We start from the raw sequence: 23,063 nt of genomic DNA on the forward strand, positions 1-23,063 counted from the left end.
GCTGGTGATAACCCCCACGCTCCGGTGAACAGAAAGGGGCCCAGAAATTGGCCGAGACCACGCGGCTTGCGCCGGGCGACAAAGCGCCCTCGTTCAGCCTGCCCGATGCCGACGGCAACAAGGTGTCGCTGGCCGACTACAAGGGGCGTCGCGTCATCGTGTACTTCTACCCGGCGGCCTCGACGCCCGGCTGCACCAAGCAGGCCTGCGACTTCCGCGACAACCTGCACGAACTCAGCGACGCCGGTCTGGAGGTCGTCGGCATCTCCCCCGACAAGCCGGAGAAACTCGCGAAGTTCCGCGACGCGGAAAAGCTGACGTTCCCGTTGCTGTCGGATCCCGACCGCAAGGTGCTGACGGCCTGGGGCGCCTACGGCGAGAAGCAGATGTACGGCAAGACCGTGCAGGGCGTGATCCGTTCGACCTTCGTGGTCGACGAGAAGGGCAAGATCGCCGTCGCGCAGTACAACGTCAAGGCCACCGGCCACGTCGCCAAACTGCGCCGCGACCTTTCCGTCTGATCCGCCAGCGTTATTCGATTACGCGGCGCACTGCGCCAGGCCGGCTTCACCCGTACCCGTCGTGGACTTGGTGTCCTTCACCGATCCGTTGACGGTGATCGTGCAGGTCGTCTTTTGACCGGTTGGGTTCGCCGCGACGGTCAGGACCGCCGGGGAACTGGTGTCCTTGCTGGTGAACGAAAGAGACCAGGGCACGGGCTGATTGGTGACAATCTGCATTTGGCCCGTCGCGTCTATGTAGGACACCGCCGCCAACGGGGCGTCCGAGGTCACGGTGTACACGACCGCATCGCCCGGCGCGGCGACCGCACCCGGTGCGGTCATCAGCGACGCTGAGACCAGTAGTGCGGAGACCGCGGAAAACTGCGCCTTCATCAGTTGCTCCCTTCTGCCCCCGCTGACCCGTACTTTGCACTCGTCGTGGCCTCCCGGCAACTTCACACCACGGCAGCCCCGAGCCCAATACGAAGGTTGGGATCGGTAGCCGCAAGCGAACGTCAAGAATTTCGCAAGTGATTCGCCGTAGCGTACGGCGCGATCGGCAGCAAAGGATTCTGGAATGAACACACCACTCGGGCGGATCATCGCGACGGCGATGATTTCTGGCGCCGTAGTGGCGGCCACCATGGGCTTGGCCGCGCCCGCCCAAGCTACGCCGTCCTACTGGCATTACTGCCCCGGCCAGAAATGGGGATATACGGTTCCGATACCGCCCGGCTTCGACCTGAGTGTTTGTCATTGGTTTGCGGTGACCACTGACAGCACCCCGTCGGGCCCGGTCTATCACTTCCGGGAAGCTGACCCGTCCGAGGTGCCCCCACCGTCACCCGGCTTCCCCTGGCCGTAACGGTCAGGCCGATGCCGGTGATCAGGGACGACCATTGCACTCTGCGCGGGCCGAGGCGGATCATTTAGCCGTGGACGCGGACGACCCCGAGCAATACATTCGCGACCTTGAGCACGGCTCGGGCAAGTCGCCGGGCGCGCCGCAGCCGTTCGAGGCGTCCAGCGGCGGACAGTTCGGCGGCCCAGGCAATTTCGGCGGCCTGGCGAAACTCGCGAATACGCCGCGAGGAAAGTTGATCCTCGGGATGTGCGCGGTCGTGGCGGCGGTGGCGGTCGCGTTTTTCTTGAGTCACGCCGGCACCACCGTGCAGGGGAATCTGGTGATGATCAATAGCGGCGCCAAGGACACGATCGACTGCAACAACGGCGACCTGAAGCTGGACGGCGACAACAACACCTACACCGTCACCGGCCACTGCGAACGGCTCGAGATCTTCGGCAGCGGGAACCACGTGGCCGCCGACAGCGCCGACACCATCGACGTTTTCGGCGACGACAATGCGGTGACCTACCACTCGGGCTCACCGAAGATCGAAAAGACGGGAAACAACAACGCCGTAGCCCAGCGACGGTGAAGCGGTTCGTCCGTAGGGCCCGCCGTCAGGCCAGGTTGGCCAGCAGCAGCGCCTCGGCTATGGCGGCGCGTTCCAGCACACCCAGGTGCAAACTCTCGTTGATGCTGTGCGCCTGGGTGCCGGGATCCTCGACGCCGGTGACCAGGATCTTGGCTTGTGGGAACGCGTCGGCGAACTCGGCGATGAACGGGATGGAGCCGCCCATGCCCATGTCGATGGGTTCGGTGCCCCACGCCTGCCGGAAGGCCGCCCGCGCGGCGTCATACACGGGGCCGCTGGCATCGATGGCGTAGGGCTCGCCGACGTCGCCGCGGGTGATGCTGACGCGCGCGCCCCATGGAACATGTTTTTGCAGGTGCGACGTCAACGCGTCCAGGTGCGCTGCGGCGTCACCACCCGGCGCGATCCGCATGCTGATCTTGGCGCGGGCCCGCGGGATCAGTGTGTTCGACGCCTTCTCGATGGGCGTGGTGTCGATGCCGATCACGGTGATCGCGGGCTTGGCCCACAACCGCTGGGGCGCCGAACCCGAGCCGATCTCGGACACCCCGTCCAGCAGCCCGGAGTCGGCGCGCACCCGTTCGGGCGGGTAATCCACCGCGGCGGCGGCACTTTCGTGCAGGCCGGCGACGGCCACATTGCCCACGTCGTCGTGCAGACTCGCCAGCAGCCGCACCAGCACGCTCAGCGCATCGGGGACCACGCCGCCCCAGATACCGGAGTGCAGGCCGTGATCGAGCGTGGCGACCTCGACGACGCAGTCGACCAGGCCGCGCAGCGAAACCGTGAGCGCCGGAATGTCGGTGCTCCAGTTGTCCGAGTCGGCGATGACGATCACGTCGGCGGCCAGCGCGTCGCGGTGAGCAGCCAGCAAGCGGCCCAACGACGGCGAGCCGGATTCCTCTTCGCCCTCGACGAAGACGGTCACACCGACCGGCGGTTGACCGCCGTGCGCCCGGAAAGCCGCCAAATGCGTTGCGATGCCGGCCTTGTCGTCGGCGCTGCCGCGGCCGTAGAGTCGCCCGTGGCGTTCGGTGGGCTCGAAGGGCGGCGACGCCCACTGGCCGGGATCGCCTTCGGGCTGCACGTCGTGGTGGGCATACAGCAGCACGGTCGGCACGCCCGGCGGCGCGGGATGCCGCGCGATGACCGCGGGAGCGCCGTCCTCGCTGACGATCCGCACATCACCAAATCCGGCCTGCGCCAACAGGTCCGCCACTGCCCGCGCGCTGCGGTGCACCTGGTCGCGCCGGGCCGGGTCGGCCCACACCGATTCGATGCGCACCAAGTCGTCGAGGTCGCGGCGCACCGACGGCAACACCTCGCGGACGCGTTCGACAAGATCGCTCATGATCTCGAGGTTAGTCGGAGGTCGTCTCCAGGATCGCCACCGCGGCCGCGGTGTCCCCCTCGTGCGTCAGCGACACGTGAATCGTCACGTCGGCCAGATGTTTGGCGATGTCACCACTCAGCCGCACCCGGGGCCGCCCCCACATGTCGGTGACCACCTCGATGTCGCGGTGAATGTCCTCCGGCAGCACGGGCCGTTGCGCGAAGCGGGATCCCGACCAGGCCTTGATCACCGCCTCTTTCGCCGCCCACCGGGCCGCCAGGTGGCGCGCCGCGAACGAACTCTTGTCCGAGGCGTCTCGGCGCTCACCCGGTGTGAACGTCTCGGAGAAGACGGTTCCCGGCTGGTCGACCTGCTCGGCGAAATCAGGGATGGAGACGACGTCGATCCCCACACCGACAATTCCCATGGGTCGCCAGGCTAACGGACGGTCGAAGACGTCATCCGGCCGAGACCTCGTAGGCCTCGCCGTCACCCAGCCGCGACGCCGGGTTCAGCAGCATCGCCGCCTCCTGGCGCTTCTCCGGTGCGTCGTGGTCGAAGCGACGACCCGACGGCCGCTCGTACATCGGCGCGCCGCCGGCGATGGCCGATGCCAACCGGCGCTGACCGGCCAGCAGCCGCGCCTCCGCACGCCGCTGGTAGTCAGCGCGCTGATCGGCGTCCAGCGAGGCGATGAACGCCTGCGGGTGCACCAGCGCCACGAGTCCGGAGACGTGGCCGAACCCGAGGCTGGTCAGCATCCCCGCCTTGAGCGGGAACTTCTCGCCGAGCCGCAGCGTCTCGCGCACCCAGACGAAGTGGGCCGACCCGGCCAGTTCGTCGTCGACACAATCCAGGCTGCGGTTGGGCGGGATCACCCCGTCGCGCAGCATCTGGCACAGGCCCATCATCTGGAACACCGCGGCGCCGCCCTTGGCGTGGCCGGTCAGGCTCTTCTGCGACACCACGAACAGCGGGGCGCCCTCGGAGCGGCCCAGCGAGTCTGCCAGCCGCTCGTGCAGCTCGGTCTCGTTGGGATCGTTGGCCAGTGTGGATGTGTCGTGCTTGGAGATCACGGCGATGTCGTCGGCGCCGACGCCGAGCTTGGCCAGCGAGCGCGCCAGCGCCGATTCCCTGCCGCCGCGGCCGGCGCCCAGGGCGCCCAGGCCGGGGGCCGGGATCGAGGTGTGCACGCCGTCGGCGAACGACTGCGCGTAGGCCACCACGGCCAGCACCGGCAGACCCATCTTGAGGGCCAGGTCGCCGCGGGCGAGCAGGATGGTGCCGCCGCCCTGCGCCTCGACGAACCCGAGCCGGCGCCGATCGTTGGGCCGGGAGAACTTCGAGTCCTCAATGCCGCGGCCGCGCATCATGGAGGTATCGGCCGTGGCCGCCATGTCACCGAAGCCGATGATCGCTTCCAGCGTCAGGTCGTCGAAACCACCGGCCACCACCAGTTCGGCCTTGCCGAGGCGGATCTTGTCGACGCCCTCCTCGACCGACACCGCCGCGGTCGCGCACGCGCCGACCGGGTGGATCATCGCGCCGTAACTGCCGACGTAGCTCTGAATGACGTGCGCGGCAACGACATTCGGCAGCACTTCCTGCAGGATGTCGTTCGGCTTGTTCCGGCCGAGCAGGTTGCCGTGATACATGGTCTGCATCGACGTCATGCCGCCCATGCCGGTGCCCTGGGTGCTGGCCACCAGGCCGGGGTGCACCCACCGCATCAACTCGGTCGGGGTGAATCCCGAAGACAAGAACGCGTCGACGGTCGCGACGATGTTCCACAGCGCCACCCGGTCGGTGGAGCTGGCCATGTCCTGGCTGATGCCGTACACGGTCGGGTCGAACCCAGTCGGGATTTGCGCCCCGACGACCCGCGACAGCTTCGTCTTGCGCGGCACGCGAATCTCGGTGCCCGCCTTGCGCGTGACCTGCCAATCGCTGGAATCGGGGACCGGCCGCACCACCGTGTGCTCGGGATCGAACTCGACGAACGCGCGAGCGTCGGCCTCCGACGACACGACAAAGGTGAAGTCCTTGTCCAGGAACACCGACACCAGCAACGGCGACGCGTGATCGGGGTCGATAGCGCCGTCATCGACGAACTCGCGAATGCCGACCCGCTCGACCACGGTGTCGTGGTAGCGCTCGACCAGCTCGGCTTCGTCCACCAGGTCGCCGGATTCCGTGTCATACCAACCCGGTTGGGGGTCGTCCTCCCAGCGGATCAGTCCGGTGGTCCAGGCCAGTTCCAGGACGCCGGCGGCGGAGAGTTCGTTGTCGACCTCCATCTCGAATCGGGTGCGCGACGAACCGTACGGGCCGATCTCGGCGCCGCCGACGATCACCACCAGGTCGGCCGGGTCGACGTCCAGGTCGTCCCACTGCGGGGGCGGCGCCGGGGTGAAGCCGCGCGGCGGCGACGGCAGCGCGGCGATGGTGCCGTCGGCCGCCGCGTCGTCCGTGGCCTGCTCGCCCGACGTGGTCTGCTCGCGGGCCTTGGCGGCCAGTTCGGCCATGTCGAGGTTGGCCTCGGCGAGGCCGCCGGTCAGGTCCGCTTTGATCGGTGCACCGGCCGCGGCGACCTTCGACTCGACGTCGCAGAGGTCCAGCAGCATGGCCGCCATCTCGTCGGTGGAGTAGGTGGTGACGCCGGCCTCCTCCACGGCCTCGACGATGGCGTCGTTGTGGCCCATCAACCCGGTGCCGCGGGTCCAGCCGATCAGCGCGTGCGCCAGGCTGACCCGGGCGGCCCAGGAGGTCTCGGCGTGCCAGCGGCTCACCAGTGCGTCCAGGGCCGACTTGGCCTCGCCGTACGCGCCGTCCCCGCCGAACATTCCGCGGTTGGGCGAACCGGGCAACACGACGTGCAGCCGCGACGCGATGTCGCGCTCGGCGCCGATCTTGGACAGCCCGCCGATCAACCGCTGCACCGCCCACAGCAGAACCTTCATCTCCATCTCGGAGCGCGACCCGGCCTCCGACAGGTCGCCCGCGACGCGAGGCGCCGCGAACGGGAACAGCAGCGTGGGAGTCTGCGCGTCCTTGATGTGAATGGATTGCGGCCCAAGGCTTTCGGTCTGCTCCGTGCCGATCCATTCGACCAGGGCATCGATATCGGAGTAGGACGCCATGTTGGCGGCGACGACCCATAGCGCCGCACCGTATCGGGCGTGGTCGCGGTATAGCCCGCGGTAGAAGGCCAGCCGCTCGTCGTCGAGCTTGGACGTCGTGGCGATGACGGTCGCACCGCCGTCAAGCAGCCGCCCGACGACCGACGCCGCGATCGAACCCTTCGAAGCGCCTGTCACCACGGCAACTTCGTTGCTGTAGGGGCCGGGATCGGGGTTCTCGGCGCCCGCCGCGATGCGGCCGTACAGCGACGCGTGAATCTGGCGACCGGCGGCCAGCGATTTGCCCTGCCACCAGGTGGCCTGGGTCGCGACGACATGGCCTGCGCCCTCGAACCTTTCGGACAGGCTCTTCCATTGGGCGTCGATGTCACCCTCGTCGGTCAGCCAGAGCTTGACCAGGTCCTCCCGGGCGCTGGCCCACCGGTCGTCGAACACGACGGCCTTCTTGGCGTCGAAAGCCGGCGCCACCAGACGGGGCCAGTCCGCGCCGAGTTCGGCGGTGACCAGGTCGATGAGCTCGGCGTCGGTGGCCGCCGGCGCCGCACTGACCGGGTCGTCGTGGCCCAACTGGCCCAGGATCAGGCGGGCCGCCGAAGCGAGCACCCCGTCGCGACCGGTGATCTGATCGGTGAATTCGCTCAACGCGGCCGCGTCGACGGTCGCGCCGCCGCCGCCACCCGATGACGGCAGCGCCACCGAGATGCCCCGGCGCGCGGCGACGGAGATGACCGCCGCGTCGATGACCTTGTCGACCGAGGCGGCATCGGCCAGCGCACCCTCGTGCAGGTGGCCCATGGCGCCGCCGCGCACGCTGGTGCCCTCGCGGGTCCCCAGCGCCACTTCGACCGTGACGTGCTTGGCCCAACCGTCGCCGAGCTCCCACGTCTTCTTGACCCGCTCGGCGATGGCGCCGGGCCGCTTGCCCGAGGGTCCGAGCACCGTGCGCAGCTGGTCGTTGATCGCGTCGGAAAGCACTGGCCCGAAAGGCTTGTACGTGCGCGCGAGCTTGGTCACCTGCGACCGCAGGCCGGCCAGGTCGGCCTCGGCGGCGCCGTCGATGGCGCCCAGGTTCAACTCCGAACCGAGGTCCACCAGCAGCTGGTTGCGCCGCGACGACGCGCCGTCGGTGATGGACTCGATGGAGTCCAGCTCCTCGATCTGGTCGATGCGCATCTTGGCCGACAGCGCGATCAACGCCAGGGTGGCGTCGGCGGCGTCGAACCCGATGTCGTCGGGGCGGGGGCCCGACGACGCGGCAGCGGGTGCCGGTGCGGCCGGTGCGGCCTCCACGGAGGTCGCCCCCTCGGCCGCCTCGGCGGCCGGCTCGTCGGCCTCGGGCTCCGGCTCGGGGTCGGTGTCGGTGGCGAACAGCACCGCGGCGTCGCGCTCGGCGTTCAGCACTTCCACTGTGCTGTGGGCATATTCGGGAAGCTTGAGGGTGTTGGTGGCCAATCCGGCGACGGTCGGCGCGGACTTGACACCGATCTCGACGAACCGCTCCACGCCCAGACCGCCCGCGGCCTCTTCGGTGAAGAGGAGATCCTGGGTCTCGATCCAGCGCACCGGGCTGGCGAACTGCCATGCCAGCAGCTCGATCAAGACGATGCGCGCCATGTCGTTGCGGCGCTCTGCCAGCCAGGTGTCGTAGTCGGCGAGGATCTCGTCGAGCGGCTCGGCGGGCACCAGGTCACGGATCTCCTGGATGAAGTCGCGGTCCAGGGTGAACGGGCGTGGCACCAGGTTGGGAATGTAGCGCCCGATGATGACGTCGGGATTCTTGTCCCTCGGCATGACGCGCTCGAGCGAGCGGCGGAATTCGGCCACCCCGACGCGCAGCACCCGCGAGTGGAACGGCACGTCGATGCCGGGCACCAGGATGAAGGAACGCTTGCCGCCGGTTTGCTCGCGACGGCGCTCCACCTCGGCTTCCAGCTCTTCCAGACCGCGTACCGTGCCCGCGATCGCATACTGCGAACCACGCAGGTTGAAGTTCACGATCTCCAGGAATTCCCCGGTGCGGTCGGCGATTTCGGCGACGAACGCGGGCACCTCGTCATCCGGCAGGTCGATCTGCGACGGCCGGATCGCCGCCAGCCGGTAGTTGGAACGGCCCAGCTCGTCGCGCGGCACGATGTCGTGCATCTTGGAGCCGCGGTGGAAAACCGTCTCCAGCAACGCTTCCAGTTCGTAGATGCCGGTGACGCAGGCCAGCGCGGTGTACTCCCCGACGGAGTGGCCGCAGGCAATGGCATCTTCGACGAACGCACCCTGCTCGCGCATCTCGGCGACCTGCGCCGCCGCCACGGTCGCCATCGCGACCTGGGTGAACTGCGTCAGGTACAGCACGCCCTCGGGATGGTTGTAGTGCACGCCGCTGGCGATGATGCTGGTCGGGTTGTCGCGCACCACGTGCAGCACCGAGAAGCCCAGCGTGTCGCGGGTGAACTTGTCCGCTTTGTCCCACACCTTGCGGGCGGCCTTGGACCGGGCGCGCACATCCATGCCCATGCCCTTGTGTTGAATCCCCTGGCCGGGGAAGGCATACACCGTGTGCGGGGAGGCCAGTCGGGCCGTCGCCGACATCACCAGGTCGGATCCTATGCGGGCGGAGACATCCAAAACCTCTGCGCCCTGGTCGATTCCGACGCGCTCGACGCGGAAGTCGACCTCGTCACCGGGGCGCACCATGCCGAGGAACCGCGCGGTCCAGCCGACCAGCCGGGCCGGCGGCCGGGCCTGTCCGTCGGTGGCGGTCACCGCGTGCTGCGCGGCCGCCGACAACCACATGCCGTGCACGATGGGCGATTCCAGGCCGGCCAGCAGGGCGGCGGCCCGGTCGGTGTGGATCGGGTTGTGGTCACCGGAGACCACGGCGAACGGTCGCATGTCGACCGGGGCGGTCAACCGGACGTCGCGGCGGCGGCGGCGCGGGGTGTCGGTCGCGTTCTCCGACACCGCGCCGCCGGCGCGCACCGGCTCGGTGAGTTCGGCCGCACCCGTGCGGCCAAGGATGGCGAACCGCTCGTCGAGGGTGGCGATCGTGGCGCCGTGGGCGTCGGCGATCGTCACCGCGACGCGGACGACGCGGCCCATGTCCGTGTCGATAGCCGGCGAAGCCGTTGCGGTGACGGTCAATTCGGCCGCGGCCTTGGGCAGCGCGCCCATGACGTGGGCTGCGTGGTCGAGGTGGACCAGACTCAGCAGACCCTCCACGACCGGGACGCCGGCGTCGGTGACCGCCGAGCCGATCGCCGCGAAGACCGCGGGCCAGCACAGCCCGACCAGCGCGTCGGGCACGGTGGTGAGACCGGGCGCCAACGGCTCGCCGAAGGTAGCGGTGACCCCGGTGTGGTCGGCGACCCGCTCGGGGTCCCAGTCAATCGCCACGGTGGCGGTCCCGTCGACGACCGCGGGCAGGAATTCCGGCCCGTCGACTCCGGCGGCGATGGCCAGCACCGCGCGCATGGCGGTCGCGGCGTCTTCGGTGGACACCACGGGGGTGCCACCGTCAATCGTGTTGGGAGGCAACGTGAACGGGATGTCGATCCAGATGCCCGACACCGGGACACTCAGCACCACTCGGTCGCCGTCGACCTCAAGCCGCGCCCCGGTGAACGAGTGCGTGGCACGACGGCTTTCGGGGCCGTCATGCACGAGCCAGTCGGCGGGGTCGGCGATTCGGTGGACCGGGTTGATCGCGGTGCGGCCGGCCCACTGCACGTCGGGGGCGTCGAGCACGACCGCGAGCGGCCCGGTCACGTCGGGGCGACCCAGCCGACGCGATGCGACGGGCCGGGGTTGCCCACCGGAGGACAACACCTCGTCAACGGCGGTCTGCTCGAAGCGGTCCAGCAATTCACCGACGGGCTCGTCCATGCGGGTGATGCCGGCCACGGCCGCGGTGCCCGGGATGATGCACACCTGGTCGGCGTCGTAGCGGGCATCGTGCGCCTGCCACAGCGAGTCACTGCGCCACCAGCGCCGCACGTCCTTGTCGATGACCGGCACGAAGTTGACCGGCTTACCCAGCGTCTTGCACAGGGTGACGAAGAATGGGACGTCGGCCGGGTGCAGCTGCACGGTCTCGGCGTCGGGGTATGCCGCAAGCAGCGTGGCGATGGCCTGCTGGGGACTTTCCAGTAGCGCGAGGTCATCGAACAGCGTCTCGATCGGGCCGAAGTCGTTGGCGTGCAAACGGGCTTCGGCGCGCTGCAGCATCTGCTGGAACCGGTCGCGCCAGGTGTCGGCCAGCCACGGGCTGCCCGGTGCGGCGGTGTCGGCGGTGGAGTTGCCCTCACCGATGGTCAGCTCGACGTAGCGCTGCAACCACTGCAAGTACGTCATGTCGGCGACATCGCCGAAGTACGGCTTGGCGGTGTTGGCCATCGCCGCGATGATCTCGTCGCGACGCTCGGCGACGGCCTCGGCGTCACCGGCGACCTCGTCGAGCAGCCGCCCGCAGCGCGAGGCGCTGTTGTCGATCTCGTGAATGTCGGCACCCAGCTGGCTGCGGCTGGAAGCCATGCCGCCCACGGCTTTTCCGGCGCCGACCCACTGTTCGGTCCCTTGCGTCTCGACCAGCATCCGCTTGACCGACGGCGACGTGGTGGCCTCCTTGGTCGCCATCGCCGCGGTGCCGACCAGGATGCCGTCGATCGGCATCAGGGGGAAGCCGTAGGCCTGCGCCCACCGCCCGGACAAGTACTCGGCCGCCCGCTCGGGCGTGCCGATGCCGCCGCCCACGCAGACGGTGATGTTGGGGCGCGACCGCAACTCCGAATACGTTGCCAGCAGCAAGTCGTCGAGGTCTTCCCACGAGTGGTGGCCACCGGCGCGGCCACCCTCGATGTGCATGATCACCGGCTTGGTGGGCACCTCGGTCGCGATGCGGATGACCGAGCGGATCTGTTCGACCGTGCCGGGCTTGAACACGACGTGGCTGATGCCGACGTCGTTCAATTCCTCGATGAGCTCGACGGCATCCTCGAGGTCCGGGATGCCGGCACTGATCACCAGACCGTCGATCGCCGCGCCGGACTGACGCGCCTTCTGCACCAAGCGTTTTCCGCCGACCTGCAGCTTCCACAGATACGGGTCGAGGAACAGCGCGTTGAACTGATACGTGCGGCCGGGCTCGAGCAGTGTGGCGAGCTCATCGACGCGACCGGCGAAGATCTCCTCGGTGACCTGCCCGCCGCCGGCGAGCTCGGCCCAGTGCCCGGCGTTGGCCGCGGCGGCGACGATCTTGGCGTCGACGGTGGTCGGGGTCATCCCCGCCAGCAGGATCGGCGAGCGTCCCGTCAACCGGGTGAACTTGGTCGAGAGCTTGACCCGGCCGTCGGGAAGGCGAACGACCGTGGGGGCGTAAGTGGACCAGGCCCGCGCCACCTCGGGGACGGCCCCGACGGTGAAGAGGTTGCGCTGCCCGCCGCGGGTCGCGGCGGGCACGATGCCGACACCCAGGCCGCGGATCACCGGCGCGGTGAGCCGGGTCAGGATGTCGCCGGGTCCGAGGTCGAGGATCCAGCGCGCACCGGCCTCGTGCACGCGGTTGATCTCCTCGACCCAGTCGACACGCCGCACCAGGATGGCTTCGGTCAGTTCACGGGCCAGCGCGACATCGAGTCCGACCTTTTCGGCCCAGCCGCCGACGATGTCGATGCCGTCGGCCAACCGGGGGGTGTGGAAGCCGACCTCCACCTGCACCGGATCGAAGACCGGCGAGAAGACGTCCCCGCCGCGGAGCTTGTTCTTGCGGTCGGCCTCCTCCTTCTCCGAGATCTGCCGGCAGTAGAGCTCGAACCGGGACAGCTGCTCGGGCGTGCCGGTGATGACGACCGAGCGCCGGCCGTTGCGAATGGACAGCACCGGCGGCAGCACGGTGCGGACGTCTTGCGCGAACTCGTCGAGCAACCGGCTGATGCGCTCGGGGTCGGCGTTGGTCACCGACACCATGGGCGGGCGGTCGCCGAGCACGGAGATGCCGCGCCTGCGGGCGACCAGCGTCCCGGCCGCGCCGATGAGCTGGGCCATTGCCAGCAGCTCTGCGTCGCGGGAGCCCGCGGCTTTGAGCGCCTCGACGGCGAGCACCCCTTGCGAGTGTCCGGCGACGGCCACCGGCGGGGTGGTTTTCAGGTCCATGCCTTGGCGGGCCAGCGCGCGCACGGCCGCGATCTGGGTGAGCAGTACGCCGGGGATGGACACCGCGGCGGACGTCAGGTGCTTGTCCGACGGGACCGGATCCTCGGCCGCCAGCGCGCGGACCCAGGAGAGCGGCTCGAAACCGATCGGACGCACCACCACCAGTTCCTTGGCGACGGGCTCGAGCAGCAGTTCCACCTCACCGGCCAGCGTTGCCAGGTCGGATTCGATGCCGGCCGACGACACCAGTTCTTCGAGGGTTTCCAGCCAGGCGCTGCCCTGGCCGCCGAACGCAACGGCGTACGGCTCGCCGGCCGTCAGTCGGTCGACCAGAGCATGGGCGGTGTGCGGTGCGTTTGGATCGCGCTCAGCGGACACCTCATCGTGCTCGTGGATCGTCACGTCTGTATCTCCCTCAATGCGTCATGTACGTCTTACGTATCAGTGCGTTCAGCCGGTCCGAAGGGGACAGGAACTCTAGAGAGTCCGTCGATTCCGCATCGAATCGCGACCGAAAATCCGTCTGACCGGTGTCTTGTCGGGTGGGCGGGCCCGTGGACGGGCGGCGTGGCGGACTGCATCGGCTGTACTAAGAGTGTCATAAGGGCAGACCCCCGTTTTGCGTCGTGATCGGTTACTGATGAGTTCTACGCACGGGTAACCGTGTCCTGGGTAACACCGGGTTTAATCCGCGGCGCGGGCGCGCCGAACAAACCTGCTGCATGCAGGTGGTTACGGTCGAGTAGCTATAACTGCCCTGATCAAAGCAGTTTTGTTATGTAATCGTTATGTAAAAATTTCGAGCCGTCCAGCGGCGTCAAGCGCGCTTTCGTCGCGCAGTCGGGGCGGCCTTCGCGCACGCCGCGCCGAAAAATGAGCGAACGAGTGTTTGCTGGGATCTCTAAGAGTCGCGGCCCGGTGGTGAGCCGGCGGGGTGCGGGGAGGCTAGGCCCACTGCCCGAATTGCGGCTTGAGGATCTCGTTGATGTCGACCCCAACCCCGCCGACGCTGCGTTTGTCGATCTCGACCTGATGCAAATGGGCGGCCGGGTGCGCGAATCCCTTGGGTGAACCCCAGTTGTGCTGCCAGAAATAAGAGCCCAACCCGTCGTGCAGCGCCCAGTCGATGGTCTTCGAATTGGCGTACACACCTGTGCGCTGATGACCGATCACTGACTCCCAGGATCGTAGGTAGGGGGCTACCTGCTGTTTGTACTGGTCATACGATGGGTCGTCGTCGATCGAGGCGTATATCGGCGCGTTCGCGGGCCCGCCCGCGGCGGCATGCAGTTGCATTCCGCGTTGCGCGTGCTGGAGACCGGCGTTGGCGCCGCCGAGCCAGTCGGCGGTATTGCCCTTCCCGTACTGGTAACACGAGACGATCTTCAGCCCGTTGCTGTTGAGGTCCCGAGCCTCGGCGACCTGGATCGGCTTGCCCAGCATCCAGTTGCCGCCGGGCCGCCGGTCCGACACGTACCTGATCGAGCCCACGGCGCCGGCGGCCCTGATCTCGCTGGCCGGGATGACCCCGGCCGCGTAGTCCAACAACGTGCCGAGCGACGCCGACGCCGGTGCCGGACGCAGCGACGCACCGGCAACACCCAGCCCCATCAGGGCAGGGGCCGCCGCGGCCAATTTGAGCGCGTCGCGTCGCGAAACCGATGACACAGGCGTCAGGATACGGCAGGAACACCATCTGACACATTGATCACACTGGTCACATCTGCATCACAGGGGCGCATCTTTGGTTTGGCGCCGCGCCGCAGCGGGCAGCACGATGACGCTCACGGCCTCCAGGCCACGACCAGCGGTCTGGCGGCCGACCTCGTCGAGGAAGTGGGCGGCCGCCGTGTTGATCGATCCCGCCCAAGCACGGAATCCCTGCACGATCACGGGGTCACGCTCCAGCGACGGCTGCACCCCCCGAAGCACGTCGACCACGTCGTCGGGCAGCGGGTCGGCGAGCTGCCGGTCGATCCAACTCTGAGCGAGTTCCGTCGCGGCCGCCCGGTCGTCGCCCAGCCCGATCACGTCGGCGGCGAGCTTGCGCAACCGGTCGAACAGCACCTGACGCCCCGGCGTCTCGGCCAATTGGGCCAGCAGGGTGCTGGCCGCCGGCGGCAGAACCATCTGCCCGAACAAGACCGGTACCGGCAAGTCCCATTCGTCGAACAGGTCGGCATACATCGTGGCGACGGACGCGGACAGCGGCGCGGTGAGCCGCCCGATGACGCCGATGCTGTCGCGGTGGGTGGTCGCCAGCCTGCGCAGGATGTCCTCGCTGACGTCGGAGCCGGGGCAATCGGTGGCGGCGCGAGACCGGTCGATGGCCGCGATCAACTGGTCCAGCCGGTCCCGCTGGCGCATCAGCAACGTCCGGTGCTCGTCGAGAACACCCGCCAACGTGGCGCGTCCACCCGCGACCAAGCGCTGGATGTCATTGATGCTCACGCCGAGACTTCTCAGCAGATCGATGCGGAGCAGATCGAGCACCTGTTCCACGCCGAAGACCCGATAGCCGTTCGACAGATACTCGGCACGCAGCAAACCGATTTTCTCGTAATGGCGGATGCGACCGGAAGCGATGCCCGTCAGGGCCGTGACGTCGCCGATCAGCAACTGCTCAGCCACTCCTTGACCTTACAACTGTGGCAAGGTCTGTACTGAGCTGATGGAACGCGAGCAGCTAATCGACCTCACCCGCCGCGCCTTGAAGTTGGCGCGGGACAAGACCACCGATCTCGCCCCCGCCGAGCACCGCGTCGAGGCGACGTCCTATACGTCGGCCGAGCGCCACGACCGAGACCGGGCCATGATCCTGGCCAGCCCCCAGTTGGTCGGCTATGTCTCCGAGCTGCCCGCCCCCGGCGCGTACTGCACGAAGACGGTGATGGGCCGGTCAATCCTGCTGACACGAACGGCTGATGGATCGGTCAAGGCGTTTGACAATATCTGCCTGCACCGCCAGTCGCAGGTCGCAACCGGTTGCGGCAGCGCGAAGCGGTTCACCTGCCCGTATCACGCGTGGACGTACGACAACACCGGCCGGTTGGTCGGCCTGCCCGGCCGTGAGGGCTTCACCGGTGTGGCGATCGCAAGGACGGCGAAGCCGGCCGAAGCGGGTCGCCGCCAAACCACCGTGACCGCCAAGGCCGACGGCCTGACTGAGCTCCCGGCCACCGAATTCGCCGGATTCCTCTGGGTCACACTGGTTCCCGGGGCCAACTTGGATGTCGCCGCACACCTGGGCCCCCTGGCCGAAGAGCTCGATTCGTGGGGCATCGGCCGGTGGGCGCCATTGGGTGAGAAGGTGCTCGACTGCCCGATCAATTGGAAGCTCGCGGTCGACACCTTTTCGGAAAACTACCATTTCGCCACCGTGCATCAGCAGACGTTCGCCACCATCGCCCGCAGCAACTGCACGGTGTTCGACGCGTTCGGACCGCACCACCGATTGATCTTCCCGCTCAACACGATCCTGGCGCTGGACGACGTCCCCGAAGAGCAGTGGGATCCGTTCCAGAACTTGGTCGTGATCTACGCGCTGTTCCCCAACATCGTGCTCTCGGTGACCATCGCCAACGGCGAGCTGTTCCGGATCTACCCCAGCGACGGGCCCGGGAGATCGATCACCGTGCACCAGAACTCGACACCGCTGGACGTCTCCGACGAATCGGTCGCGGCCGGCGCGCAAGCCGTCTTCGACTACGCCCACGCCACGGTGCGCGACGAGGACTACCGGCTGGTCGAACGCTTGCAGACCAACCTCGAGTCCGGTGCCCGCGACCACCTGCTGTTCGGCCGCAACGAACCCGGCCTGCAGCATCGCCACCAAGCCTGGGCCGGGGCGCTTGGCGAATCAGCCGCTCTCGGTTGATGCGTCGGCGGACAGCACCGCCACGATGTCGTCCAAAAGCGTTGCCAGCGGGTCGCTTTGCGCGGGACGCACCGTAGTCAACAGCCCGACCGCTTCATGTCGGCGGCCGCGTGCCAGCAGCTGCTCCAGCAGTCCCGCCGCCTTCTCCAAGTCCCGGTCGGCCGGTTCCATGTTCGCGACCGTGGTGGCCAGCACCTCGACCAACTCCCAGTCGCGGTACAGGGCCAACGAGCGCTCGTTGAACGCGAAGCCGGTCACCGGTTGACCCCACAGGGTTCCGCGGTAGCGGTACGGACCCTCCATGTATTCGATGGGCAGGCCGTGCGCGGGAGCGGGCACCAGCGGTTCCCCGACAATATCGAGTTGCATTGTGCGGCAGGTGATCCGGTGCCGGTCCGGCATGTAGCGGGCGGCCGCCTGCGGCCGCACCAACGGTTGCACCGTGTCCGGCCATCGCACGTAGCTGCTGACCGTCACCTCGATGTCTTCAGCACACTCCGGCGGCATGCCGGGGTCCGGATGGCTCGTCGTGACACCCGTGAACGGCTGCAGCGCATTGCCATTGGTGCGGTCGAACTGCCGCCAGATGCTCAGGTCCACGCCGTTGTCGAAGTTGATGGTGCGCCATTCGTGGGATCGGGCCCGCGGGTCTCCCCCCGTCCCTCCGCCGCCGGCGTATTTCGGGAACCACTGCCGGTCGATGTGCCCACTGCTGCCGGAGACCTGCTGGACGACGTCTCCCCAGCGCAGGGTGCCCGTCATCGCCATGCCGGTCTGGAAATACGAATACGTTTCGGTCTGGCCGAAGCAGCAGATCTTCCCGTTGTAGGTCGACGCACCCACCGGTGTCGGTGCACGCGTTGGTGTTACGGCCAGGTCTAGCCGCATGGGCCGACCCGACTGGTCCTGGCCGACCAGGCTGACGCGGTACGTGTAGGGCAGCAGCTCTCCGTCGCCGTCGCGGCAGGTGGTCCACGACGCGGTGCCGACGTCGCTGGAGTAGTGGATGTCGAGATGGCCTGGGGCCAATGTCAGCTTGCGCCTCGCCCCGGGCTTCAGGTTTGCCGGCGGCATGTCGTAATCCGTGAAGGTGCCGTAATCGCCGGTGTCCAGATCGAAGAGCGCCAACGTGTAGAAATCGGCGACCACGGTGCCGCCGGGCCGGTTCTTGTTGAAGATGGTCAGGAAGGCGAACGACCGACCGGTCTCGGCGGCATCGAGCTGCCCCGCGATGAACCAGGTGTCCGACTCCTGATCCGGGTGTTCGCCCTCGGCGGCGGGGAAATCCAGTTGGCTGTCGCCGGGCACCAACTGGAACGGGTAACTACGCCAATTGCTGGTCATATCGGCCCTCGCTGCTTTTTTCGCTATGTTAGCGTCAATAGAGAAATCCCGGTCACTGGCTACCTGCGCCCAACCCTCGAGGAAGTGTCCGATGACAGAAAACTCCGGCCACCGGTCTTATGACGAACTCTTCATCGGGGGGCAGTGGCGCAAGCCCGCCAACCCCCAACAGCTCGCCGTCATCTCCCCGCACTCCGAAGAACCGGTCGGCCATGTCCAGCTGGCCGGACCCGAGGACGTCGACGCGGCCGTCGCTGCCGCGCGACACGCCTTCGACCACGGGCCGTGGCCGCGGATGACCCATGCCGAGCGGATCGCCAAGGTCGAACAGCTCGCCGCGATCTACTCCGGCCACATCGAGGAGATGGCCGACCTGATCACCGACGAGATGGGCTCGCCGCGCAGTTTCAGCCGGATGGGCCAAGGCGCTGCCGCGGCGACGCTCATCCATTTGGCGCTGGCCGCCGCGCGCGAGTTTCCGTGGGAGGAACGGCGTCAGGGCGTGCTCGGCGAAGTGCACTTGCGCAGGGCCCCGGTAGGCGTGGTCGGCGCGATCGTTCCGTGGAACGTTCCGCAGTTCCTGATCATGCCCAAGCTCATCCCGGCGCTGATCGCGGGCTGCACGGTCATCATCAAACCCGCACCCGAAACCCCCTTGGACGCTTTGTGGTTGGCGGAGATGATCGAGCAGCTGGACCTGCCCGACGGGGTGGTCTCGGTGTTGCCCGGTGGACCCGAGATCGGTGAGGCGCTGGTGCGCCACCGCGACGTGGACAAGATCGCGTTCACCGGGTCCAGCGCCGTCGGGCGCCGCATCGCGACCCTCTGCGGTGAGCAGCTGAAGCGCTACAGCCTGGAGCTGGGCGGCAAGTCCGCGGCGATCATTCTCGACGACGCCGACATCGGCAAGACCGCCGCCGGGCTGAAAACCGCCGGCCTGATGAACAACGGCCAGGCGTGCGTCGCACAGACCCGCATCCTGGTCAGCGATAAGCGGCACGACGAGGTCGTCGACGCGCTGGCCGACATGATGTCGGCCCTCAACGTCGGCGATCCGTCGGACGACGCCACCGACATCGGACCCCTTGTGGCGCAACGACAACAACGCCGCGTTCAGGACTACATCAAGTCCGGACAGGCCGAAGGCGCCCGCGTCGTCCTCGGCGGCCAGGACAGCCCGTCAACGCGTGGTTGGTATGTGCAGCCGACGTTGTTCGCCGACGCCACCAACGACATGCGCATCGCCCGCGAGGAGATTTTCGGTCCGGTCTTGACCGTGCTGCGCTACCGCGATGAGGACGACGCGATCCGAATCGCCAACGAGAGCGACTACGGCCTGGCCGGTTCGGTGTGGACCTCCGACATCGCACACGGCCTGGAAATCGCGGCGGGCGTGCGCACCGGTACGTACGGCATCAACATGTACACGCTGGACATCGGCGCCCCATTCGGTGGCTTCAAGCAGTCGGGCATCGGGCGCGAGTTCGGCCCGGAGGGCCTCCACGAATACGTCGAGTTGCAGACGCTGGTATGCAAAGGACAGCTGCCGCCGCTATAACCACCGTCAGTGACCCCTGCCCATCATCGGGGCATATGGCGATTTCCGTTCGCGATATCACCGGCGATATCACAATCCGAACTCGTCCCATGGCCGCGGCCGTCGCTACGCCGTCTCCGGTCGCCACGACGGGTCGCGGCCAAGCCGCGCCAAAAGCTTTGCTTGCACGTCGCTTTCGTCAGGCACCGCGATCGGAACGCTGAACATTCGCGAGGAGCTCAAGGCCCGCGGGTCGGCAGGCAGGCCGTCGTAGAACCGCCGGCACCACGCGGAATCCAATACATCGTCCGCCCCCACCGCGCGGGCGAGATCCCACGTGTGCACCAAGACATCGCGTGTCAGGTTCGGCATCAAGCTGTACTCACGCAGCTGACTCAGCCTGCCGGATTCAACGGCCGCCGTCAGCGCGTCGTAGGTCAGTTGCCAGCGCGCCTGCGGATCGTCCCTCGGTCGGTCGGGCTTTAATCCCAAGGGGCGCAAGATGAGCACGTCGTGAAAACCGATCACGTGCTCGAGCACCGCCCGGGCATCCCACTCCTCGCATGGGGAGCGACGACCCCACCCGCCATGCGCCGATCGGACGGCTTCGCCGAACCGTCGGAGACCGCGAGATGCAGTGCGGCCACCAAATCATCGGGCACGTGCGGGCATCTGCAGGGTGAGCTCGACCGGACAGCACAGCGCGCCGTGCTGGTTGGTCACCTGGATCTCGATGTCGACGAGGCAGCGCGGCGGGTCCACCGAGGTGTCCAGTCGCTTGGCGACCGCGCGTCCCCGGCCGATCATTGTGTCGCCCGCATACACCGAGCCGGCCAGCCGCAAGGAGCGCCGCACCACCCGACTGCTCGGGCCCGCCCAGTCGGTCGCGACGCGGTCGGCGAAGCCGGCGAGGTGCATCGTGTTGACGTAGATCGTCGGATTGCCCTGGCGCTGAGCGTATTCGGGGTCGAAATGGCCCGGGAAGTAGTCCCAAGTCGCCCCCGCGTTCTCCACCACTCGCTGGTAGCTGATGTGGTCGACCACCTCGGGGAGGTCGGCGGGAACGACGATCTCGTCGAAGTGCAGGTCGCCGCCGGTCACGGGGATGCCCCGGGCGTGAAGCGGAACAACGTGTTCCGGCAGGTGGCGACCACCGTTTCGTCCTGGCGGCGGTAGGTCTCCAGCGTCTCGACGAAATGCCCCACGCCCAGCCGCGTCCGCTTCTCCGGTGACACCGACACCAGCTCTTCGACGGCGGTAAGGACGTCACCTTCAACGATGGGCACCACGAACTCGACATCGTTGGCCGCGTTGATGAACGTGGTTCCCGGCAGCGGCACTCGCAGCACCAGGGATGCCGCAGGCGGGCCCACCTGTGGCTGCCACGGCGGAGGGATCAACCACCCCATCAGCAAGGCCGGAGGCGCCAGCAGACCGCCCCATTTCCGGCGGGCGAACTCGGCGTCCCAGTACGACCGATTGCCGTCGCGGACCATCGCGGCGAACAACTGGATGCGGGCTCCGCTTACCGCCGTCGCCGCAGTGCGCGGCTCGCTTTTCGCGCCGACCATGCGCAGCGCGTCTTCATAGGTGCCGAAGGCCAGCTGGTAACTGAGGTCCGGATCCACGCGGCTCACATGACGAGCGGGTGCCGACTGGGCACCGAATCCCATTGCAGTGCACGGGAAGTGAAGTACCAGCCGCCACGCTCGTAGATCAGCGTGTCCCGGAATATCCCCGTGGCACGTAGCGTGGTGTCGCCGTACATGCTGGCGAAAAGCAAGACGACGCAACGCTGCACGGCGTTGACCCCGTCGACCCTGATCTCGTGGTCGACCGTGACCAGCCGTTGTCCGTCGCCGCCATCGAACGCCGCACGCAGATCGTCGAACGTCTCACCATCACGCTGGTAGGTGGCACCGGCGTGGCGGAACGTGGCGATCCAGCGCTCGCGATCACCCTCGGAGTATGCCCGGTTGTGCCGGGCGTTCAGATTGAGAATGGCAGCTCGGCCCGTGGCGGCCTGCAGCATTTGCTGTTCCTGATAGGACATGGTCATTTCGGTCTCCAGCCTCTCCCGGGAAACGACTGCCAACGAGCGGACGGATGTAACGGTAAAGTAACTTGCCGACTAATACGTAACATTAACGTAACTTACCGGCTAACGATATAGCCCTGAGCTTCACGATCCCACGCCTCCCGAGTCACCCCCCGCTCGCGCAACAAGTCCTTGCGTATCCGCCCGATGACCGTCTTCGGGAGTTCGCTGACGGTCTCCACGTATCGGGGCACGCAGAAGTACGGCATCCGGGCCGAGCAGAAATCGAGCAGCTCGGCGTAATCCACTGTCGCCCCCGGTCGCAACGTCACGATCACCAGAATGTCGTCTTCGCCCAACGCGCTGGGCACCCCGATCGCGGCGGCTTCCGCGACGGCGGGATGGCTCGCGACCACGGTTTCCACCTCGACCGAGGACACGTTTTCACCGCGCCGGCGAAGCGAATCCTTCCTGCGGTCGACGAACGTGAGGTTTCCCTCCGCGGTGAGCAGGCCGACGTCGCCGGTGCGAAACCATTCCGGGTGCGGAATGACCCGCATGCCTTGCGCGACATAGCCTTCGCTCATCACGTGGGGATACCGGGGCCGGCAGGCGATTTCCCCGACCGCGCCTGCGGGTAGCGGATCGCCGCCCTCGTCGACGATCCGCACGTCGAAATTCGGGTTCGGCCGGCCCGAAGTTCCCGGCACCCCTTCGTCGGCCAGGGTCTTTACGGCGATCGGAAACGCCTCGGTCATCCCGTACATCGTGACAATGCGGCAGCCGTAACGCTTTTCGATGTCGCGATAAGCCTTGGCGTCGATCGGAGCCGCCGAGATGAATCGCAGCGGCAAGTCGGCGTCACGCGGATCCGCCGGCAGGTTGTGCAACATCGACACCATCGCGCCGGCGCCGGCGAAGCCGACGGCACCGCGGGCGCGTATGTCCTCCCACACCCGGGCGGGGTGAAACGCTTGTGCCAGCACAGTCGTCGCGCCGAGCAGCATCGGGGCGAGCACGCTGGGTGCCGCGCTCAAGTGAAACAGCGGCATCGCCGTCCACAGCACCTCCCCCGCGCGCAATTCCCACGCCGAAGCGACCGTCGCGGCCACCGTGAACAGGTAATGCCAGGTCGTAGCAACCGCTTTCGACGACCCGGTGGTGCCCGACGTGTAGAAGAGACAGCCCACGTCCTCCACCGCCACGCCGACGTCTGCGACCGCACGGGAGCCACCTCGGCTCAACTCGTCGGCAAGTGAATCACCCTGCAGCACAACGGTCGGGGCGGTCTTCAACGCCCCGGCAACCTCGTCCACCCGGGGCCCGCGCTCGGCATCGGTCAGGATCACCTTGGCCTGCGACAGCCGCAGGGCGTGTAGCAGGAAATCCCCTTTGTTCGCGGCATTGACGGCGGCGCTCACCGCGCCGATACTCGCCGCACCCAACCAGAAGTAGACCCACTCCGGGCAGGTTGCGGTGAACAACGCCACGCAATCGCCGCGGCCGACGCCCAAGTCCGCGAGCACGTTGGCGGCGGCGCAGGAGCGCTGCCGCATCTGCTCGAAGGTCACGTCGACGCCGGCGATCGACATCATCACCCGGTCGGGATGTTGCTCGGCCCGCCGATCGAGCACGGCTGGGACCGTGAAACTTTCGACGCCGAAGTCGGCGGGCCCGAGAGGTCCGCTCCGGTCGGGGCTCATCGGACGGC

At 67.7% G+C, this 23,063-nt stretch carries 16 protein-coding genes and 1 pseudogene; 5 read left to right on the forward strand and 12 right to left on the reverse strand.

The window, feature by feature from the left end:
* Window positions 1–47 precede the first annotated feature (47 nt).
* Window positions 48–521 (forward strand): thioredoxin-dependent thiol peroxidase, encoded by a 474-nt coding sequence (gene bcp, locus A5711_RS13080; RefSeq protein ID WP_067947079.1) that lies wholly within the window; start codon window positions 48–50, stop codon window positions 519–521.
* Between the two features lie 18 nt (window positions 522–539).
* On the opposite strand, the gene A5711_RS27235 is transcribed toward bcp, so the two are convergent.
* Window positions 540–896, reverse strand: a complete 357-nt coding sequence (locus A5711_RS27235; protein WP_067947082.1) for an MmpS family transport accessory protein — start codon at window positions 894–896, stop codon at window positions 540–542.
* Window positions 897–1,080: 184 nt separating this feature from the next.
* Between A5711_RS27235 and A5711_RS27240 the strand changes: the two genes are divergently transcribed.
* On the forward strand, window positions 1,081–1,368 hold the full coding sequence (locus A5711_RS27240; protein WP_068121218.1) for a hypothetical protein: 288 nt from the start codon (window positions 1,081–1,083) through the stop codon (window positions 1,366–1,368).
* A gap of 70 nt (window positions 1,369–1,438) precedes the next feature.
* Window positions 1,439–1,942 carry a DUF3060 domain-containing protein gene (locus tag A5711_RS13090; RefSeq protein ID WP_067947084.1) on the forward strand — a complete coding sequence of 168 codons (504 nt, stop codon included), beginning with the start codon at window positions 1,439–1,441 and terminating at the stop codon, window positions 1,940–1,942.
* A 25-nt stretch (window positions 1,943–1,967) separates the two neighbouring features.
* On the opposite strand, the gene A5711_RS13095 is transcribed toward A5711_RS13090, so the two are convergent.
* From A5711_RS13095 to A5711_RS13115, 5 genes are all read right to left on the reverse strand, one after another.
* On the reverse strand, window positions 1,968–3,293 hold the full coding sequence (locus A5711_RS13095) for a dipeptidase (RefSeq protein WP_067947086.1): 1,326 nt from the start codon (window positions 3,291–3,293) through the stop codon (window positions 1,968–1,970).
* A 10-nt stretch (window positions 3,294–3,303) separates the two neighbouring features.
* Entirely contained in the window at window positions 3,304–3,702 is a 399-nt protein-coding gene (locus A5711_RS13100) for a holo-ACP synthase (RefSeq protein WP_067947088.1), read from the reverse strand.
* A 31-nt stretch (window positions 3,703–3,733) separates the two neighbouring features.
* Window positions 3,734–12,958: a type I polyketide synthase gene (locus A5711_RS13105; protein WP_067947090.1), complete on the reverse strand. Its 9,225-nt coding sequence runs from the start codon at window positions 12,956–12,958 to the stop codon at window positions 3,734–3,736.
* Window positions 12,959–13,501: 543 nt separating this feature from the next.
* Window positions 13,502–14,224 carry a DUF1906 domain-containing protein gene (locus A5711_RS13110; RefSeq protein WP_067947092.1) on the reverse strand — a complete coding sequence of 241 codons (723 nt, stop codon included), beginning with the start codon at window positions 14,222–14,224 and terminating at the stop codon, window positions 13,502–13,504.
* A 60-nt stretch (window positions 14,225–14,284) separates the two neighbouring features.
* Window positions 14,285–15,187 (reverse strand): MerR family transcriptional regulator, encoded by a 903-nt coding sequence (locus A5711_RS13115; RefSeq protein ID WP_067947094.1) that lies wholly within the window; start codon window positions 15,185–15,187, stop codon window positions 14,285–14,287.
* A gap of 40 nt (window positions 15,188–15,227) precedes the next feature.
* Here A5711_RS13115 and A5711_RS13120 point away from each other — a divergent pair, with 40 nt between their 5' ends.
* A complete protein-coding gene (locus tag A5711_RS13120) occupies window positions 15,228–16,433 on the forward strand; it encodes an aromatic ring-hydroxylating dioxygenase subunit alpha (RefSeq protein WP_067947096.1) in 1,206 nt (401 codons plus the stop codon).
* Here the strand turns inward: A5711_RS13120 and A5711_RS13125 are convergent.
* Complete coding sequence (locus tag A5711_RS13125) at window positions 16,416–17,777, reverse strand: lipocalin-like domain-containing protein (protein WP_067947098.1); 1,362 nt, start codon at window positions 17,775–17,777, stop codon at window positions 16,416–16,418. The genes A5711_RS13120 and A5711_RS13125 overlap by 18 nt on opposite strands.
* A 91-nt stretch (window positions 17,778–17,868) precedes the next feature.
* Between A5711_RS13125 and A5711_RS13130 the strand changes: the two genes are divergently transcribed.
* On the forward strand, window positions 17,869–19,335 hold the full coding sequence (locus A5711_RS13130; protein WP_067947100.1) for an aldehyde dehydrogenase: 1,467 nt from the start codon (window positions 17,869–17,871) through the stop codon (window positions 19,333–19,335).
* A gap of 105 nt (window positions 19,336–19,440) precedes the next feature.
* Here A5711_RS13130 and A5711_RS13135 read toward each other — a convergent pair.
* From A5711_RS13135 to A5711_RS13155, 5 genes and pseudogenes are all read right to left on the reverse strand, one after another.
* Window positions 19,441–19,887, reverse strand: a pseudogene (locus A5711_RS13135) (maleylpyruvate isomerase family mycothiol-dependent enzyme); the annotation flags it as partial.
* Window positions 19,888–19,965: 78 nt separating this feature from the next.
* Window positions 19,966–20,415: a MaoC family dehydratase gene (locus tag A5711_RS13140; RefSeq protein WP_067947104.1), complete on the reverse strand. Its 450-nt coding sequence runs from the start codon at window positions 20,413–20,415 to the stop codon at window positions 19,966–19,968.
* On the reverse strand, window positions 20,412–20,885 hold the full coding sequence (locus A5711_RS13145) for a MaoC family dehydratase N-terminal domain-containing protein (protein ID WP_197520794.1): 474 nt from the start codon (window positions 20,883–20,885) through the stop codon (window positions 20,412–20,414). Before A5711_RS13145 ends, A5711_RS13140 begins: the two co-directional genes overlap by 4 nt.
* Window positions 20,886–20,947: 62 nt before the next feature.
* Window positions 20,948–21,373 carry a nuclear transport factor 2 family protein gene (locus A5711_RS13150; RefSeq protein ID WP_067947106.1) on the reverse strand — a complete coding sequence of 142 codons (426 nt, stop codon included), beginning with the start codon at window positions 21,371–21,373 and terminating at the stop codon, window positions 20,948–20,950.
* 95 nt (window positions 21,374–21,468) lie between these two features.
* Window positions 21,469–23,055 carry an AMP-binding protein gene (locus tag A5711_RS13155; protein ID WP_067947108.1) on the reverse strand — a complete coding sequence of 529 codons (1,587 nt, stop codon included), beginning with the start codon at window positions 23,053–23,055 and terminating at the stop codon, window positions 21,469–21,471.
* Between the last annotated feature and the right edge of the window lie 8 nt (window positions 23,056–23,063).

This window comes from Mycobacterium sp. E2238, from assembly GCF_001672665.1.
Lineage (GTDB): Bacteria > Actinomycetota > Actinomycetes > Mycobacteriales > Mycobacteriaceae > Mycobacterium.